Origin of the sequence: Streptomyces ovatisporus (assembly GCF_042653885.1) — a bacterium.
Classification (GTDB): Bacteria; Actinomycetota; Actinomycetes; order Streptomycetales; family Streptomycetaceae; genus Streptomyces; species Streptomyces ovatisporus.
On record NZ_JBHSFH010000011.1, the window covers coordinates 67,086 to 84,176 of the forward strand.

Genomic DNA, 17,091 nt, shown 5'->3' on the forward strand with positions numbered 1-17,091 from the left:
ATGGCAGTCGGCACGACGGGGGACGACCGGGACGGCGGCGCCGGCGGCCGTACGGACGACTCGACGGTGCGGCTGCCGCAACTGGCCGAGGACGTCGCCGAGACGCGGCTGTCGAGGATCTACCACCGGGCCGGAGAGTACGTCACGGCGGGCGAGCCGCTTTTCGAGTGCGAGACGGACAAGGTGACGGTGGACGTCGACGCCCCCGTCAGCGGCGAGTTGACGCAGTGGCTCGTCGACGAGGGCGATGTCGTCGCCGTCGGTGCTCCGGTGGCCCGCGTACGTCCCGACGGCTCCCCCAGGACCGACGCCTCCGGCGCCCCGGGGACCTCCCCCGCCGCGGAAGGCGAACCCCCCACGCCTCCCGCCCGCGCTCCCCTCCCCGCCGCCGGGTCCCCCGCAGCCGCGCCCGCCCCCACGCGGGCCGCCGGCAGTGGCAGCGGTGCGGAGGCGGAGCGTACGGGAGACGGCGGGCCCCCGAAGGTGCAGATGGCGCCGTTGGCGCGCAAGCATGCCCGGCTGCTCGGTGTCGCCCCCGAGGAGCTGGCCCGCATACCCCGTCGGGGCTCGCTGCTCACGCCCTCCGACATCGACCGCTATCTCGCCTCCGCGCGGTCGGAGGTCCCGGAGGAGGCCGATGCCGGGGACGCGCCGCCACGGGGGGCCGGGAGCGGCGCAGCCGGCGCCCCACGGCCCGGCGGATTCGACGACGTCCCCCTCTCCCCCGCCCAACTCCGCCTGAACCAGGTCCTCGAGCGGTCCCGCGCCGAGGTGACCGCCGGCACCGTCACCGTGGCCCTGGACGCGGCGTCGCTGCGCCGGGCCACGGCCCGGCTCCGCACGGAATCGGGGGCCGGGTTCGTCAGCGACTTCCAGACCCTCGCCCGCCTCGCCGCGCTCACGGCGCGGGCACACCCCCGGCTGCGGGCCCGGCTCGTGGGCCGTGACACGCTACGGATCTTCCACGGCGTGACCCTCGGCGTCGCCGTCGCGACCGACGACTCGGACCTGCTGGTGGCGGGCCTGCCGCACGCCGACGAGGGCGACTTCGGAACGTTCGCGCGCCGCTGGGTCGCGGGGCTGGAGGAGGCGAGAGCCGGACGGTCCACCGTCGACGGGACCGCCACCCTGCTGGTGTCGTCCCTGGACGACGACGGCGCGCTCCAGGCGGCACCCGTCGTCGTGCCGCCCGCGGTGGCCACGCTCATGCTCGGTGCGGCGTACCCGGGCCCGGACGGGACCCGGCTGCTCACCCTCGCCTACGACCACGGCGTCCTCAACGGCCGCGAGGCGACGCGCTTCCTGGAGGCCGTACGGCAGCGCGTCCAGGACACGGCGGGCAGGCCCGGCCAGGACACGCCCGTCCCGCCGCCGGCCGAGCAGGAGACGGGGCAGGAGACGGGGAACGAGGCGAGGCAGGAGGCGGGGCAGGACGCAGGTGCGCGCCCGTCCCGCACCCCCGGCTCGGCGACGATCGGCCGCCTCACGTCACTCGTGGAGGAGATCACCGGCGGCGCCCCGCTCCCGGACCGCCCGCTCGGCGAAGCGGGGCTGACGTCGAAGGCCGCCGTACAGCTCGTCGCGGCGGCCAACGAGACCTTCGGCGTACGGCTGCCGGACACCGCCGTCTGGCACCACCCGACGATCCGCTCCCTGGCCGCGGCGATCGAGGAGACCGCCGGGCGCCCCGCCCCGGAGCCCGGGCCCGAGCCCACGTTCGAGTCCGCGCCTGCCTCGTCGTGCTCCCCTGCCGCCGGGGCGGGCTCCGTCTCGCCGGCGCCCGCGGACGCCGTCCCCCCGGCCGCGACCGGCCGCGACAGGGCCGCCGTCATCGGCATGGCCTGTTCCTTCCCGGGCGCCGAAGGCCCCGACGCCTTCTGGGACCTCCTGGAACGCGGCGAGTGCGCCGTGACGGAACTGCCGCCGGAGCGGCTGGCCGGGTCCGCCCCGGCGACCGCCCGCGAGACCGCCGGCCCGGCCCGGCACCGTGCCGGGCTCCTGGCCGAACCGGACGCGTTCGACGCGGAGTTCTTCGGCATCCCGCTGCGCCAGGCCCGTTCCATGGACCCCCAGCAGCGCCTGCTCCTCGAACTCAGCCGGCACGCCCTGGAAGACGCGGGCCTGGTGCCCGACCGCCTGGCCGGCAGCCGCACCGGCGTGTTCGTGGGCGCCTCCAGCTACGACTTCCGGGAGCACACGGTCGCCGCGGGCGGCGCCGACGGATACGCCACGCTCGGCACGTTCCCCACCTTCCTCGCCAACCGGATCTCGTACCACTACGACCTGACCGGGCCCAGCATCACGGTGGACACCGCCTGCTCCGCCTCGCTCACCGCGCTGGCCCTCGCCGTCGCCGCGATCGAGCGCGGGGAGTGCGGGACGGCCCTCGTGGGCGGGGTCAACCTGCTGAGCAACAGCTTCAACCAGGACGCGTTCCAGCAGGCGGGGATGCTCTCTCCGCAGGGCCTGAGCCGCGCCTTCGACGCCGGTGCCGACGGCTACGTACGCGGGGAGGGCGCCGCCTGGCTCGTCCTCAAGGCCCACCGCCGCGCAGTGGCGGACGGCGACCCGCTGCTCGCCGTGGTCCGCGGCGCCACCGCCAACCACGGCGGCCGGGCCAGCGGCCCGACCGCCCCCAACCCCCGGGCACAGACGGCGCTGATCCGCGACGGGCTGAAGCAGGCCGGGCTCTCCGGCCTGGACCTCGGCTATGTGGAGGCCCACGGCACCGGCACCCCGCTCGGCGACCCCATCGAGATGGAAGCCCTGCGGGCGGCGGTCGAGCCGGACCCGGCGGACGGTACGCACCGCGCTCGCGCGGCGGGCCCGGGCGGTGTGCTGCGGGTGGGCTCCGTGAAGGCCAACATCGGCCATCTGGAGGCGGCCGCGGGCCTCGCCGGGGTCGTGAAGGTCCTGCTGGCCATGCGGCACGGGACGATTCCCGGCACCCCGCACTTCACCCGGCTCAACCCGGCCATCGATCTGTCCGGCAGCGTCCTCGCCATCGCCGACCGGGCAGTGCCGTGGCTCTCGCCGGAGGCCCCCCGCCGGGCCGCGGTCAGCTCGTTCGGCATCGGCGGTTCCAACGCGCACGTCGTCCTCGAACAGGTGGAACCCGCCCGCGCCGCGACCCGCCCCGGACCGGGCGCGTGGCTGCTTCCCCTGTCGGTGGCGAGTCCGAAGGCCCTTCCGGTTCTTGCCCGTCGCCTCCTCGCCCACCTGGACCGCACCGTGGACCGGGGCCGTCCGGTCGTCCTCGCCGAATGGGCGTGGACTCTGCAGACGGGCCGTGAGACGCACCCCGTGCGGCGTCTGCTGACGGTGCACGACCGTGCCGGGCTGCGGGCGGCGTTGAGCGCGCTGGCCGAAGGGGAAGCGCACCCCGCAGTCGTCGCCCCGGGCGGGCGTCACCGCGACAGGACCGCTGGTGCCGAGCGGGACGCCGCGCGTACGGCCGAGGAGTGGCTGGCGGACGGGAGGGCCGACTGGACCGCGCACTGGCCGGAGCACGACCGTCCCCCGCGCCGTATCGCGCTGCCGGGCCACCCGTTCGACCGCAAACGCCTGCCGCCCCTGTGGCAGGACGGCTCGTCTGCACCCACCTCTGCCCCTGCCGTCCCGGCACCGCCCGCCGCGCCCCCGTCGGTCCTCGTGCCGCGCTGGGTGCCTGCTCCACCCGCGTCCCGGCAGGACACGGCCACCGCGCCCGGCACCGTCCTGCTGGTGCACGACGAGACCACCCGTGAGCAAGCCCGGGCATGGGCCGGGCACGTGGCGGCGGACCTGAGCGCCGGACAGGGCGGACGCGGCGACGCACCCCGGGTGTCGGCGATCGGCCGCGACGAGGCGCTGCCGGAGACCGGAGCGGGGCCCGTGCGGGTGCTGTTCCTCGTCGGCGGGGCACAGTGGCCGCTCGACCCCACCGGCCAGGAGGAGCTGCACCGCTGGCTGTCCGCCCTGGTCGGGACGGCCAGGACGCTGGACGCGCGCGGCACGCCCGGCGCACTCACGCTCGTGACCACCGGACTCGCGGCACCCGAGGCTCCGGCGGGGCCCGGGGCCGCGCAACAGGGTGCCCTGCTGGGAGCCCTCCGCGGACTGCCGCACGAATCACCTCTGCTGACCGTGGCAGCCGTCGACCTGCCCGGCCCGCTGTCCGCCGACGCCTCGGTGTGCGCAGCGGTGTGGGCCGAGCCGTGCGGCGCTCAGGCGCCTCTCGTGTCGCTCGGAGCGGCGGGCGGCCACAGACGTGTGGAATGCCTCGTGCCTGCGGACACGGCCGGAGCGGCGGGGGCCGGGAGCACCGGAGGTACCGGCGTCGGAGCCCTGTGGCCCGACCGGTCCCCCGTCCTGATCGTCTTCGGCGGCGCGGGCGGCGTCGGCGGTGCGGTCGCCCGGCATCTCGCGGCCAGGCGGGGCGCCCGGCTGATCCTGGTGGGCCGTTCCGCACCGGACGCGTCGGTGCGCGAGGTCGTGCGCGCGGTGCGGGACTCCGGGGGGAGCGCGCACTACGTACGCGGCGACATGCGCGAAGAGGCCGACGTCGCCGCGGCGTTCGCCCAGTGCCGGGAGCGGTACGGGCCACCGGACGCCGTACTGCACGCGGCGGGCGCGGCTCACGACGCGCTGCTGCACGAACTCACCGACGACGCGATCGATCCGCGTCTCGACGCGAAGCTCGCGGCGCTCGGGCCGCTGCACCGGGCGCGGGCCCGCTTCCCCGGCACGGCCCTGGTGCTGTTCTCGTCGTTCCTCGGCACGTTCGGCAGCCAGGGCGGCCTCGCCTACGCCGCAGCGAACGCCTGCCTCGACCGGGTCGCGGCGGCGCTCGACGGGCCCGGCACCCCCACCCGGGCCGTGGCCTGGGGCCTCTGGCGGGACACCGGCCTCGCACGCCGCTACACGGACGCCGTCCTCGCCGGTTTCCCCGGCCTGGAGACCTTCACGGCCGAGGACGGCTGCGCGGCCCTGGAGCGGTGCGTACGCGCGCCGCACCCGTCCGCGGTGGTGATCGGCGGCCGGCCACGGGCGCTGGACGCCTTCCGGCCGGAGGCGGTCCCGCCCGCCGGGTCCCCGGCCGCCGACGCCGGCCCGTCGGCGGAGGGCTCCGCGAACACCTACGACCAGGAGGCCCCGAACGTGCCGGAGCAGCGACAGGCGGACGCGGGGACGGCGGACATGGGGACGGCGAACTCAGCGGACCCGGCGGACTCAGCGGACCCGGCGGACACGGCGGACACGGCGGAGCTGAAGGGACTGGAGGAACGCGTCCGTTCCGTCGTGCGCGACGTGCTGCCCGGGGACCGGCCGCTCCCTGCCGACCTGCCGTGGCGCGAGCTGGGCCTGGACTCGCTGCTGCACGTGGAACTGACGACGGCCCTGAGCCGCGTCTTCGGGCCGCTGCCCGGCACGACCCTGCACGAGTACGGCACGATCAGCGCGCTGGCCCGGCGGTTCGTCGGCGCATCCGGCACGGACACGGCCTCCACGGGCGGCAACGGTTCGCCACCGTCCGGGACCGCGGCCGGGGGCGGCGAGGCCCGACCGGACGCGCCCGCAGACACGCAACTCCCCGCACCCGGCGCACCCGTCGTGCCCGTCGCACCCGTCGCGCCCGTACCGGCGGGCCGGCCCGGCGACAGGCAGCGGCAGATCGCGGTGATCGGCCTCGCCGGCCGCTATCCCGGCGCCCCCGACCTGGACTCCTTCTGGCGGCTGCTGTCCGAAGGCCGCAGCACGGTGCGCGAGGTGCCGGCGGACCGGTGGGACTGGCGGGTGGCACACACCCTGGATGCCGCCACCACGAGGTGGGGCTGCTTCCTCGACGGCTGGGACAGTTTCGACGCCGAGCTGTTCCGCATCCCGCCGCGCGACGCCGCCGTACTCGACCCGCAGGAACGGCAGTTCCTGCAGACGGCGTGGGAGGCGTTCGAGACCGCCGGCTACTCCCGTTCGCGGCTCTCCCAGCGGGTGTCGGCGGACCGGGTCGGCGTCTATGTCGGCGTGACCTCGCACAGCAACCTGCTGGCACAGCGGGACGCCCGCCTCGTCGGCGCCGACAACGCCGAGTACGGGATCACCGCGTACTCCTCCATCGCCAACCGCGTCTCCTACGCATTCGATCTGAACGGCCCGAGCCTGGCCGTCGACACCATGTGCTCCTCCTCGCTGACGGCGGTGCACCTCGCCTGCCAGGCGCTCGCGACGGGGGACGCGGAGGTGGCACTCGCCGGCGGCGTGCATCTGTTCCTGCACCAGGACCGGTTCGCCGCTCTCGGCTCGGTCGGCATGACGTCGCCGGGCCCGCTCAACCGGGCGTTCGGTGCGGGCGGCGACGGCTTCGTCCCCGGGGAGGGCGCGGGAGCGGTCGTCCTCAAGCCGCTGGAGCGGGCAGTCGCCGACGGCGACACCGTGTACGCGGTCATCACCGGAAGCGCCGTCAACCACGGCGGACAGGGCAGCGGTTACACCGTGCCGAGCCCCGTCGCCCAGGCGGACCTGGTCACCCGGGCACTGGAGCGGTCGGGTCTGCGGCCGCACGACATCGGCTACGTCGAGGCGCACGGCACCGGGACGGAGCTGGGCGACCCGATCGAGGTACGGGCCCTGGCGCGGGCGTTCCGCACCGACCCCGAAGCGCGGCCCGGGTCGGTGCGGATCGGTTCGGTGAAGTCGAACATCGGCCACGGCGAGGCAGTGGCCGGGGTGGCCGGCCTGACCAAGGCCATCCTGCAGCTGTGGCACCGGCGGCTGGTGCCGAGCCTGCACGCCCGCCCGGAGAACCCGCGCCTGGAGCTGGCGGACGGTCCGCTGCGGGTGCAGCACGAGACGGAGGTGTGGCAGGCCGGCACTGCCGGAGCCCCCGGGGTACGGCGCTCCGCGGTGAGCTCGTTCGGCGCGGGCGGGTCCAACGCCCATGTGGTGATGGAGGAGTTCCCGGTCCCGGACGCGCCGTCGCGGGAGGCCGGGCCGCTGGTCCTTCCGCTGGGAGCCCCGGACCACGACCGGCTCGCGCGCGTGGCGGAGCGCCTCGCCGCGGTGCTCGGCACGCCTGCCGAGACCCTGACGGGCACGGCGTCCCTGACGGACGTGGCCGCCACCCTGCTCCACGGCCGGGACGACTGGCCCTGCCGGGCTGCGGTGGTGTGCACGGGCCCCGCCGACCGCGGCGAAGCCGTCGCCGCCCTCCGGGCGCTGGCGGCCGGAGACCCCCACCCCGCGCTGTTCGCGGCTGACGGGGAGGGCACGCCGTCGCAGCCCGCACCGTCCGCACCGGACCGCTCGCCCGGCGCGGACGGGAAGCACGGCGACACCGCGGTGCGGTGGGCCCGTGCCTGGGTGGGCTCGGGCGACCGCACCTGGTGGCAGCCGGAGCCCGGCACGTATCGCAGGGTCGCGCTGCCCACCACCCCCTTCGCCGACTCCCCGCACCGGGTGGCGGAGCCGCCGACCGGCGCCGTCGAGGCGGCGCTGCTGGGGGCACGCGTCAGCCGTGCGCTGCCCCTCGTCGAGGGCGCGCCCGAGAACGGCGCACTGCGGGTCGGTCTGCCCCACGGACACCCGTGGGTGGCCGACCACGTGGTCGACGGAGAGGCGATAGCGCCCGGGGCCCTGGCCTTGGAGACGGTCCTCGAGTCGCTGCTCGCCCACGGGGCGAACCCCTACGAGGCGGCCGTCGAGGACGTCACCTTCCTCGCCCCGTGGCGCGGACCCGGTCTGACCGGCTCGCTGGCCTACGAGGACGGTCCGCCCGCAGACGGACGGCACGCCTTCGCCATCAGCAGCGCGGGCGCCGCAGTGGTGCGCGGCGCCGTCGAACTCGGCGGCCCGCGCAGGACGAGCACCGGGCTCTTCGACGGGCTGCTCGCCTACGCCCCGGAACGTCTGTCCGCCGTGCTCGCGGACAGCGGCGCCGGTTCGGCCGACGCGTTCTACCGCGTGCTCGACGCGCACGGCTTCACCTACGGGCCCGGCTACCGGCCGGTGACCGCCGTGTCCCGGTCCGGGGGTGAGGTCCTGGCCCGCCTCGTGTGCGACGCCCCCGCCGGGCCTGCCGGACGGCCGGTGCTGCACCCCGCGGTGCTCGACGGGGCGTTCCAGGCAGCGGGTTACGCGGCGATGGCTCCCGACGGGCAGCGACCCACGGAGTGGCTGCGGCCGCTCTCCGTCGACCGGCTCGTGGTGCACCGGCCCGCCGTCGGTCCGGTGTACGTCCATGTGCGCCCGTCCCACGGCAACACCCGGCGCGGGGTCCACCTGTTCGACCTGCGCATCCTCGACGAGTCCGGCGCCGCCGTCGCGGACGTGGACGGCTTCCTGCTGCGTGCGGAGCCGCTGGAGCAGGAGACCTCCGCCGCGCCCCGCACGACAGCACACCGGACCACCGCGCCCCGCACCGCGGCGCTCCGGACCACTGACCCCGAGCCGTCCCGCCCGACCGCCCCGTCCCGGCGCGAAGCAGCCCCGTCTCCCAGGCACGACGCACTCCGCGAGCGCACCGCGCCGTACACCCTGAGGTGGTCCCCGGACCGGGCCGCGGCCGCGGAGCCGGGCCGCAGGATGCTGTTGATCGGCGGTGACGGCCCGCTCGCACGGGCGCTGGCGCACCGCGCGGACGCGAAGCTGAGCTGGGACGCCGTCGCGACCGACGACCCCGACGCGACGCGAGCCCGGGTCGACTCCGTCCTGGCGCGGCTGGGCCCGGACGCGGGAGTGCTGGTCGCCCTCGACGAGGACGGCCCGCTCTCCGCCCCCGAGGCGGCGGCCACCCCGCACGCGGCCCACGACGCCTACGGCCGGCTCGCCACGAGGGCGGTGCTGCCGCTCTTCGCGGCGCTTCGCGCGCTCGTCTCCAGCCGTCGCCTCGACGCCGGGCAGGTGCGCCTGGCCTTGTGCGCCCGTCCGGACACGGGGGTCGCGGCCCAGTACGCGCTGCACGGTCTGGTCCGTACCGTCGCGGGCGAGACAGGGCGCTTCGGCGTCGGACTGATCACGGTCGACCGTGCATGGTGCGAACGCGCCCCCGGCGAGGCGGAGTCCGCGGTGCGGGCCGAACTCGCGCACGGGGAGCCGCCGGCCTGGGTGCGGCTGACCGCCGGTGCCCGCGAGCGGGCCGGTCTGGCCCGGCTGGCCCGCGCGGAGCAGCCGTTCCCACTGCGTCCCGACGGGTGCTACCTGATCGTCGGCGGGACCGGCGGCCTCGGCGGAGCGGTCGCCGAGTCCGTGCTGCGCCGCGCCCCGGGTGCCCGCGTGGTGGTCACGGGACGCGGCACGCAGGCACCCCCGCCGGGTCCCGGCGGCGCGACCGGCGCCGGGCAGGCGCGGGCGGCGTATCTGCCGTGCGACGTCACCGACCCGCAGTCGGTGTCGGCGCTGGCCGACGAACTGGACGCCCGGGGGCTGCGCGTCAACGGCGTGGTGTGCGTGGCCGGAGTGCTGCGCGACGGGTTCCTGCGGACCAAGACGGCAGCGGCGGTCGACGAGGTGTGCCGGGTGAAGCTGCTCGGCGCCACGGCCCTGGACGCTGCGCTCGCCGGCCATCCGCTGGACTTCTTCGTCCTGGCGTCCTCCATCGCCGTCCACGTCGGCAATCAGGGACAGTCGGCCTACGCCTTCGCCAACGGCTTCCTCGACGGCTTCGCCGAGGCCCGGGCCTCGGGCGCACTCGGCACGCGCACGGGACGGACCCTGGCGGTGGGCTGGCCGGCCCTGGCGGGCGGAGGGATGCGGCCCCCGGCCTCGACCCTCGACCACCTGCGGGAGACCTACGGCCTGGAGCCGTTGCCCGTCGACGACGCCGCCGAGGAGCTGTGGCGGCTGCTGGGCTCCGTCCCGGCGAGCGGCGGCCCCGCACACACCGTGCTGGCCCACGGGGATCTGGACCGGTGGGCGGCGGCGACGGGCGCGCGCAGCGCCGTGCCGGACCCCGTGGAGGCACATGAGCACCCGGACTTCGGCGCCGAGGCCCCCGAGGCCGTCGTCGAAGCTGCCGAGGCCCCCGAGGCCGCCGACGCACAGGACGCCGGAAGCACACCGGCGCAGTCGCCGCAGACCACCCCCTTCGACGCCGCGGTGCGGTGGCTGACCGGACAGGTGCAGACCGTCACCGGGCTCGCCGCGCACACGCTGAGCCCCGACGCCGACCTCGCCGAGCTGGGCGTGGACTCCATCGCGCTGACCCGGCTCGCCCGCACCCTGGAGAGCTCGCTGGGCCATATGCCGCGCAGCACTCTGTACGACCACGACACGATCGCCGACCTCACCCGCAGCCTGCTCGACAGTCACGGGCCCGCCCTCACGGCGGTCGCGGCGCCGGCCGGGCCGGGCGGCCACCGGACCGGGCCCGAGGAGCCGTCCGGTACCGCGGCACCGGACGAGGAGCCCGGCGAGGAGCCCCGCGAGGAGCCCGGCGACTGGCCCGTGTCGGAACGTCAGATCCCGCTGTGGACGGCGGAGCACGCGGCCGCCCCGTACGCGCCGTACAACCTGTCGGTGGCATGGCGCCTGGCCGGGGACAGGGGCCGTGAGGAGGTCGCCGCGGCCCTGGCGGCGCTCGTCGGACACCACCCGGCGCTCGGAAAGCGTCTCGCCCCCGAACGCGGTGCGCTCCGGTTCCTGCCGGCGTCGCCCGCCGGCGCACCGCCGGCCCACGGCGGTCCCGGAGGCGCGGCACTGCCCGACGGGACCCTGGACGTACGCACGGCGCCGCAGGGCGCACTGTTCGAGGCGCTGCGCGAGGAGGCCGGACGGCCGCTGCCGCTCGACACCGGGCCCGCGCTGCGCGCCGTGCTGTGGCAGGAGGATCCGGGCGGCGCGGTCCTCCAGCTGACGGTCCACCACCTGGTGGCGGACGGACGGTCCGTGGAGCTGATCGGCCAGAGCCTGGACGCGCTGCTGGAAGACCCCGCGGCCCGTCCCGGTCCGTCCGGCACCGCCTCGTTCGGCCGGTTCCTGGCCCAGGAGGAGACGGACGACCGGGCCCGTGCGGAAGCACAGCGCGCCTGGAGCGAGAGGCTCCGGACGGTGCCACCGGCCCCCCGCTTCCCCGGCGGCACGGCCTCGGCGCACCCCTGGGCCGCCGGGCACGCGGAGTACCGCATGCCCGCCTCGCTGCGCGACCGCCTGCGTGCCGCCGCGTCGGCGGCCGGAGTGAGCGACTTCACCGTGCAGCTCGCGGCGTACGTCCTCGCGGTCGGCCACGCCACCGGCCGGCACTCCTTCCTCGTCTCGGTGCCCACCTACGGACGTCCGGGCGCCGAGTACGACCACACCGTGGGGCACTTCGTGAACTCGGTGGTGGTCCGGGTCGGGCCCGTCGCCGAACTGTCGCTGCGCCAGTGGCTGACCACCCTTCAGGACGAGATCCGCTCGGCGCTCGCCCTCGCCGACCTGCCCTACCCGTCGGCCGCGGAACTGTGCCGGGCAGCGGGCGGCGACGGCGCCGTACCGAACCTGACCTTCGCGTACCAGAACTGGCCGCGCCCGCCCGGCGGATCGGGCGGCCCGCTGGGCGAACGGGTCTTCATCCAGGGCCAGGGCGGGCAATGGGACCTGGGCCTGGAGCTGACGGACGGGCCCGACGGGGTCGAGATCCTCGCCAACCACCGCAGCACCGCGCTCACGCCCGCGGAACTCGACGCGTTCGTGGACACCTGGTACACGCTGGCCGCCGCACTCGCCGACGACCTCGACGCCCCCGCCGGGGAGTTGACGGACCCCGGCACGCTGACGTTGCCCGGCCGGTTCCGGCGCCTCGCCGCCCGGCACCCGCATGCCGAGGCGGTGCGGGACACGGCGGGCGACAGCCTCAGCTGGGCCGAGGTCGACCGGAACACCGCGGCGGTCGCGCGGGCACTGCGCGCGGCCGGGGTGCGACCGGGCGAGCCGGTCGCCGTACTGGTCGGCCGGAGCTGCCGGCTCCCGGTGGCCCTGCTCGGTGTGCTGCGGGCCGGCTGCCCGTACGTACCGCTGGACGCCTCGTACCCGGCGGAGCGGATCCGTCTGATCCTCGAGGACGCGGGGTGCGCGCTCGCGGTGACCGAACGGTCCGAGGCGGGGCCGCTGACGGGCAGCGGACTGCGCACCGTGCTGCTCGACGAACTGCCCGCGGACGCGCCCCCGCCCGGCGGCGCGGCCACGGAAGACGCCGGCGGCACGGACGGCGCCACCGCAGCGGGCGGAGACGCACCCGCGTATCTGATGTTCACCTCCGGCAGCACGGGGCGGCCCAAGGGCGTGTCCGTCAGCCACCGCAACGTCCTGCACACCCTCGACGCCTTCCGCCGGCTGACCGGCTGGAGCGGACGCGACCGGCTGCTCGCGGTCACCACGGCGAGCTTCGACATCTCCGTCCTGGAGCTGTTCATGCCGCTCGTGTCCGGCGGCCGGGTGGTCGTCGCCGACCGCGGCACCGTGCTGGACACCTCGCGCCTCGGACGTGTCCTCGACGACGAGGGCATCACAGTCATGCAGGCCACGCCCAGCGGCTGGCAACTGCTCCTGGACAGCGGCTGGGACGGGCGTGCCGGACTCACCGCGCTGTGCGGCGGCGAGGCGCTGCCCCCCGCGCTCGCACGTCAACTCACCTCCCGGGTCGGGTCGTTGTGGAACGTGTACGGGCCGACCGAGGCGACCATCTGGTCGACCGCGGCCCGGCTGTCGCCCGGGGAGCCCGTCGTGCTCGGCGAACCGGTGGGCGCCACCGAACTGCTCGTCACCGCGACGGACGACGCCGGACGCCCGGTCTCCGCCGGGGCCGACGGGGCCGGGGAGCTGTGGATCGGCGGCCCGGGCGTCGCGCACGGGTACTGGCGGCGCCCGGAGCAGACGGCGGACCGGTTCACCGCGCACCCGCTGGAGCCGGGCCGCGGCGGCCGGTGGTTCCGCACCGGCGACCTCGTCCGGCGCGCCGCCGACGGTGCTCTGCACTTCGTGGGCCGGGCCGACACCCAGGTGAAGATCCGCGGCCACCGCCTCGAACTCGGCGAGATCGAAGCCGTGCTCGGCGAACACCCGCACGCCGGGCGCGTGGTGGTCCTCGTCCAGGGCGAGGGCGCGGCGGCGCGCCTCGTGGCGGTCGTGGTCCCCCGGCCGGGGAGCGCGGCTCCGTCCGCACAGGAGCTCGCCGAGTTCGCGGCACGGCGCCTGCCCGAGTGGATGCGCCCCCAGGAGTACGTCTTCACGACCGCCCTGCCGCGCACCCCCAACGGCAAGACGGACCGGGGCGCCCTGGCCGCCGGGATCACGGGTGCCGCGGGCCCGGCCGGTGCCGGTACCGCACCCGGTGCCGGTGCTGCGGCCGGTACCGCTGCCGGGGACGGCGCCGCCGCTGCGGCGGGCGAGGACGTCGGCGAGGAGATCGCCCGGGAATGGCGGGAGCTGCTCGGGGTGGAAGGAGCACCGCGGGACCGGACGTTCTTCGCGACGGGCGGCAACTCCATGCTGCTGGGCAGTCTGTTCGTCCGTCTGACGGCCCGTTTCCCGGACGCGCGTCTCGTGCTGGGCGACCTGTTCTCGCACCCCACCCTCGCCGGGCAGCAGGCGCTGGTGACCGAGCGCCTGGCACAGGCCCGCGCGGGCGCCCCGGAGCGTCCAGCCGGAGACGGACCCGCCGGCGCGGAGGGTCCCGCCGACTCGCAGGGACCCGCCGGCGCGGACGGCGGGGCCGCCGCCGCACTCCAGCAGTTCTCCCCGCAGCAGCTCTCTCCGCAGCAGCTCCGCCAGGCCCGCAGACAGGCCTTGCGCAGCGCAGTCACGGAAGCAGGATGACCATGCCATTGGCACACCAGGAGACGATCCCGGCCCAGGACGACCCCACCGCGGTCGCGGTGACCGGTGCGTCGTGCCGGTTCGGCCCGCTCTCCTCGCCGGCCGCGTACTGGGATCTCCTCGTTCGCGGCGGCACGGCGGTACGCCGCTACGCCGACGAGGAGCTGGTCGCCCTCGGCCATGACCCGGCCGACCTCGGGCGCCCCGGTTTCGTACCCGCGGGCTGCACCATGCCCGACGCGGACCGCTTCGACGCCGCCCTGTTCGGATTCAACCCGCGGCAGGCCGAGTGGCTCGACCCGCAGCAGCGCATCCTGCTGGAGCTGGCGTGGGCCGCCCTGGAGGACGGCGGCCTGCCGCCGGACGGCGCACCGGGCGCCACCGGGGTCTTCACCTCCTCCGCCCGCCCGACGCTGCCGCCGGTGGGCATCACCGAGCTGGACGCGGCGGGCATGGCCAGGTTCTCCTCCGCGGACCGCGACTTCGCCGCCACCCGGATCGCGCACCAGCTCGGCACGACCGGTCCGGCGCTGAACGTCCAGACGGCGTGCTCCAGTTCGCTGGTCGCCGTCCATCTGGCCGTGGAGAGCCTGCTGGGCGGGGAATCCGACACGGCGGTGGTCGCCGCCGTGTCGCTGCACCTGCCGCAGGCGGGCTACCCGTCCTCACCCGACATGATCCTCTCGCCCAGTGGTGTGTGCCGTCCGTTCGACGAACGGGCCGACGGAACGGTGTTCGGCAACGGCGGTGGCGCGGTCGTGCTGCGCAGGCTCGCCGACGCGCTGCGCGACGGCGACCCGGTACGGGCCGTGATCCGCGGCTCCGCCGTCAACAACGACGGTGCCGCCCGGCAGCACTACCAGGCGCCCTCGCCCGGCGGCCAGGCCGCCGCCCTGCGCGAGGCGCTGGCGGTGGGAACGGTCGCGCCCGCATCGGTGGGGCTGATCGAGACGCACGGCACGGGGACGCAGCTGGGCGACCCGGTGGAGTTCTCCGCCCTCCGCGAGGCCTACGGCGACGGAGCCGGGCCCTGCGCGCTGGGCTCGGCGAAGTCCGTCGTGGGGCACCTGAACACCGCGGCGGGCCTCGCCGGGCTCGTCAAATGCGTGCTCGCCCTCGAGCAGGGCCTCATCCCCCCGCAACACGGCTTCGACTCCCCCAACCCGCTGCTCGACCTCACCGCGAGCCGCTTCTTCGTGCCGGGCGCCCCGCAGCCGTGGCCGGTGCTCGACGGGCCACGCCGTGCGGCTGTCAGCTCGTTCGGCATCGGCGGCACCAACACACACGTCGTCCTCGAGCAGGCTCCGCAGCCGGACACCGGGCAGGCGGCCGGCAGCGGACGCGCGCAGCCGCTGGTGCTCTCGGCGCGTACCCCCGAGGCGCTGCGGAAGCTCGCGGAGCAGCTCGCCTCCCACCTGGAGGGCCCGGGCCGGGCCGCGCCGCTGGAGGCGGTGGCCCGTACGCTGCGCGACGGCCGCAGCCGGCTGCCGCATCGGCTCGGCGTGGTGGCGCGGGACGCAGCTCAGGCGGTGCGCGCGCTGCGGGAGCGGGCCGGGAACGCCGGGACGAGCAGCAGCCCCGGCGGCACGGGCGCCGAGCCCGGAGGGGCGGGTTCCGCGGACGGCGACGCCGCGGTGGCACAGGCGGTACGGGCCTGGGAAGCGGGCGGGACGGACGAGGTGCCGCTGCCCGGCGCGGAGCACGGGCCACGGCTGAACCTGCCCGGCTACCCCTTCGACCACAGCCGGAGCTGGCCGCTGAGCGGACCGCGTCCGCAGGCACGGGCGGGCGCGTCACGCCGGGGCATGCTCGACCGCAACACCTCGACGCTGCACGGCATCTCCTTCGAGCGGGACCTGGACCCCGGCGATCCGCTCGTGGCCGACCACGTGGTGAACGGGCGTCCGCTGCTGCCCGCCGCCGCGTTCGTGGAGTGCGTACGGGCCGCGGCCGCGGCGGCGGCCGACACGGCGCCGCACCGCGTCGAGGACCTCGTCCTCCAGCAGTCCGCCGAGGTCGGCGGGCCGCTGGTGCTGCGGGCAGAAGTCACTCCCGGGGACGGTGCACTGGAGGTCACCGTCACCTCGTCCTCCCCGGACGGCACGGCCGGGGAGCGGGAGCGCCGCGTCCACGTCACGGCACGCGTACCGCAGTCCCCCCGGGGCACCGCGCGGCCCGCGGCGCCCTCCCACTCCCCGCTCGCCGAGGTCCGCGAATGGTGCCGTGCCTCTCTCCCCCCGGACGAGCTCTACGCGCTCTTCGCCCGCCACCAGGTCCACTACGGGCCCCGGTACCAGGTCGTGACGGAGTTCTCCTACGGCGAGCGGGACGTGCTGGCACGCCTCGCCGGAGCGGAGGGCGACGTGCGGCTGCCCGCGCCGGAGAGCACCGGCGCCGGGGACGGCGATGCCGGTGCCGAGGTCCTGGCGCCGGCGCTGCTGGACGGCGCCCTTCAGACGGTCATCGGCTTCCTCGCCCACGACGGCGGCGCGAGCGAGCGCTATCTGCCGTTCGCGGTGGACCGCCTGGACGTGTACGGGCCGCTGCCGCCCGGTGCCCTGGTGCACGCCAGACCACGGCAGTTGGCGGGCGGTGGTGACCGGATCCGCAAATTCGACATCACCGTGCTGGCCCCCGACGGCACGGTGCGGGCCGAGCTGGCCGGACTCGCGCTGCGGCCCACAGCGTCGTCGGCCGCACGCACGGAGGCGTCGTCGGCCGCACGCACGGAGGGAGGCACGGGCACCGTCCCGGGCTCAGCCCCGAGTTCCGCCACGGCTCCCACGTCTCCGGTCGACGTCACGTCCCCGGTCACATCCCCGGGCACGTCTCCGGTCACGGGGGCAGGGCGTGACGGCTCGGCGGTGCACGTGCTGGCGCCCGTCGACACAGCCCTTCCGCCGGGCCTGCCGCAGCAGACCGCCACAGCGCCGGGGCCGCTCGTGGTGCTCGGCGGCAGCCCTTCGCTGCGGGCGGCACTGGCCGACCGCCTGGGCCGGGTCACGGACATGCCGGACGGCAGCGCGGAGGAGGCCGGCCGCCGGATCGCGGAGCTGGCCGCCGGCCACGGCGGAGAGCGATCCGGTGCCCCGGCCCGGCCGTCGGTGCTCTGGCTGGGCGCGCACACGCCCGGTACGGCCGGGACTGCCGTCGCGGTGGACTGGGCACGGGACGCGGTGGCGCTGCTGCGGGAGCTGCTGCGGCCGCTGGCACGCACCGGGGCCGTGATCCGCGTCCCGTACCTCGCCGACGACCCCGCACACGGTGCCGTCGGCGCGGGTCTCGCGGCCCTGGGACGCTCCCTCACCCGGGAGAACCCCCGCT

The 17,091-nt window shown here is 76.5% G+C and carries 2 protein-coding genes (1 of these 2 cut by a window edge); both read left to right on the forward strand.

The annotated features are described in order from the left end of the window. A complete protein-coding gene (locus ACFPA8_RS20305) occupies positions 1–13,767 on the forward strand; it encodes an amino acid adenylation domain-containing protein (protein ID WP_386450560.1) in 13,767 nt (4,588 codons plus the stop codon). Further along, positions 13,764–17,091 carry the start of a beta-ketoacyl synthase N-terminal-like domain-containing protein gene (locus ACFPA8_RS20310; protein ID WP_386450562.1) on the forward strand. It continues 4,037 nt past the right edge of the window, so only the first 3,328 of its 7,365 coding nucleotides appear in the window; the start codon lies at positions 13,764–13,766; its stop codon lies beyond the right edge, outside the window. Before ACFPA8_RS20305 ends, ACFPA8_RS20310 begins: the two co-directional genes overlap by 4 nt.

What these genes read in the sequence shown, in the direction of transcription:
- ACFPA8_RS20305 (WP_386450560.1), top strand. Translation starts at nt 1, where the DNA reads ATGGCAGTCGGCACGACGGGGGACGACCGGGACGGCGGCGCCGGCGGC.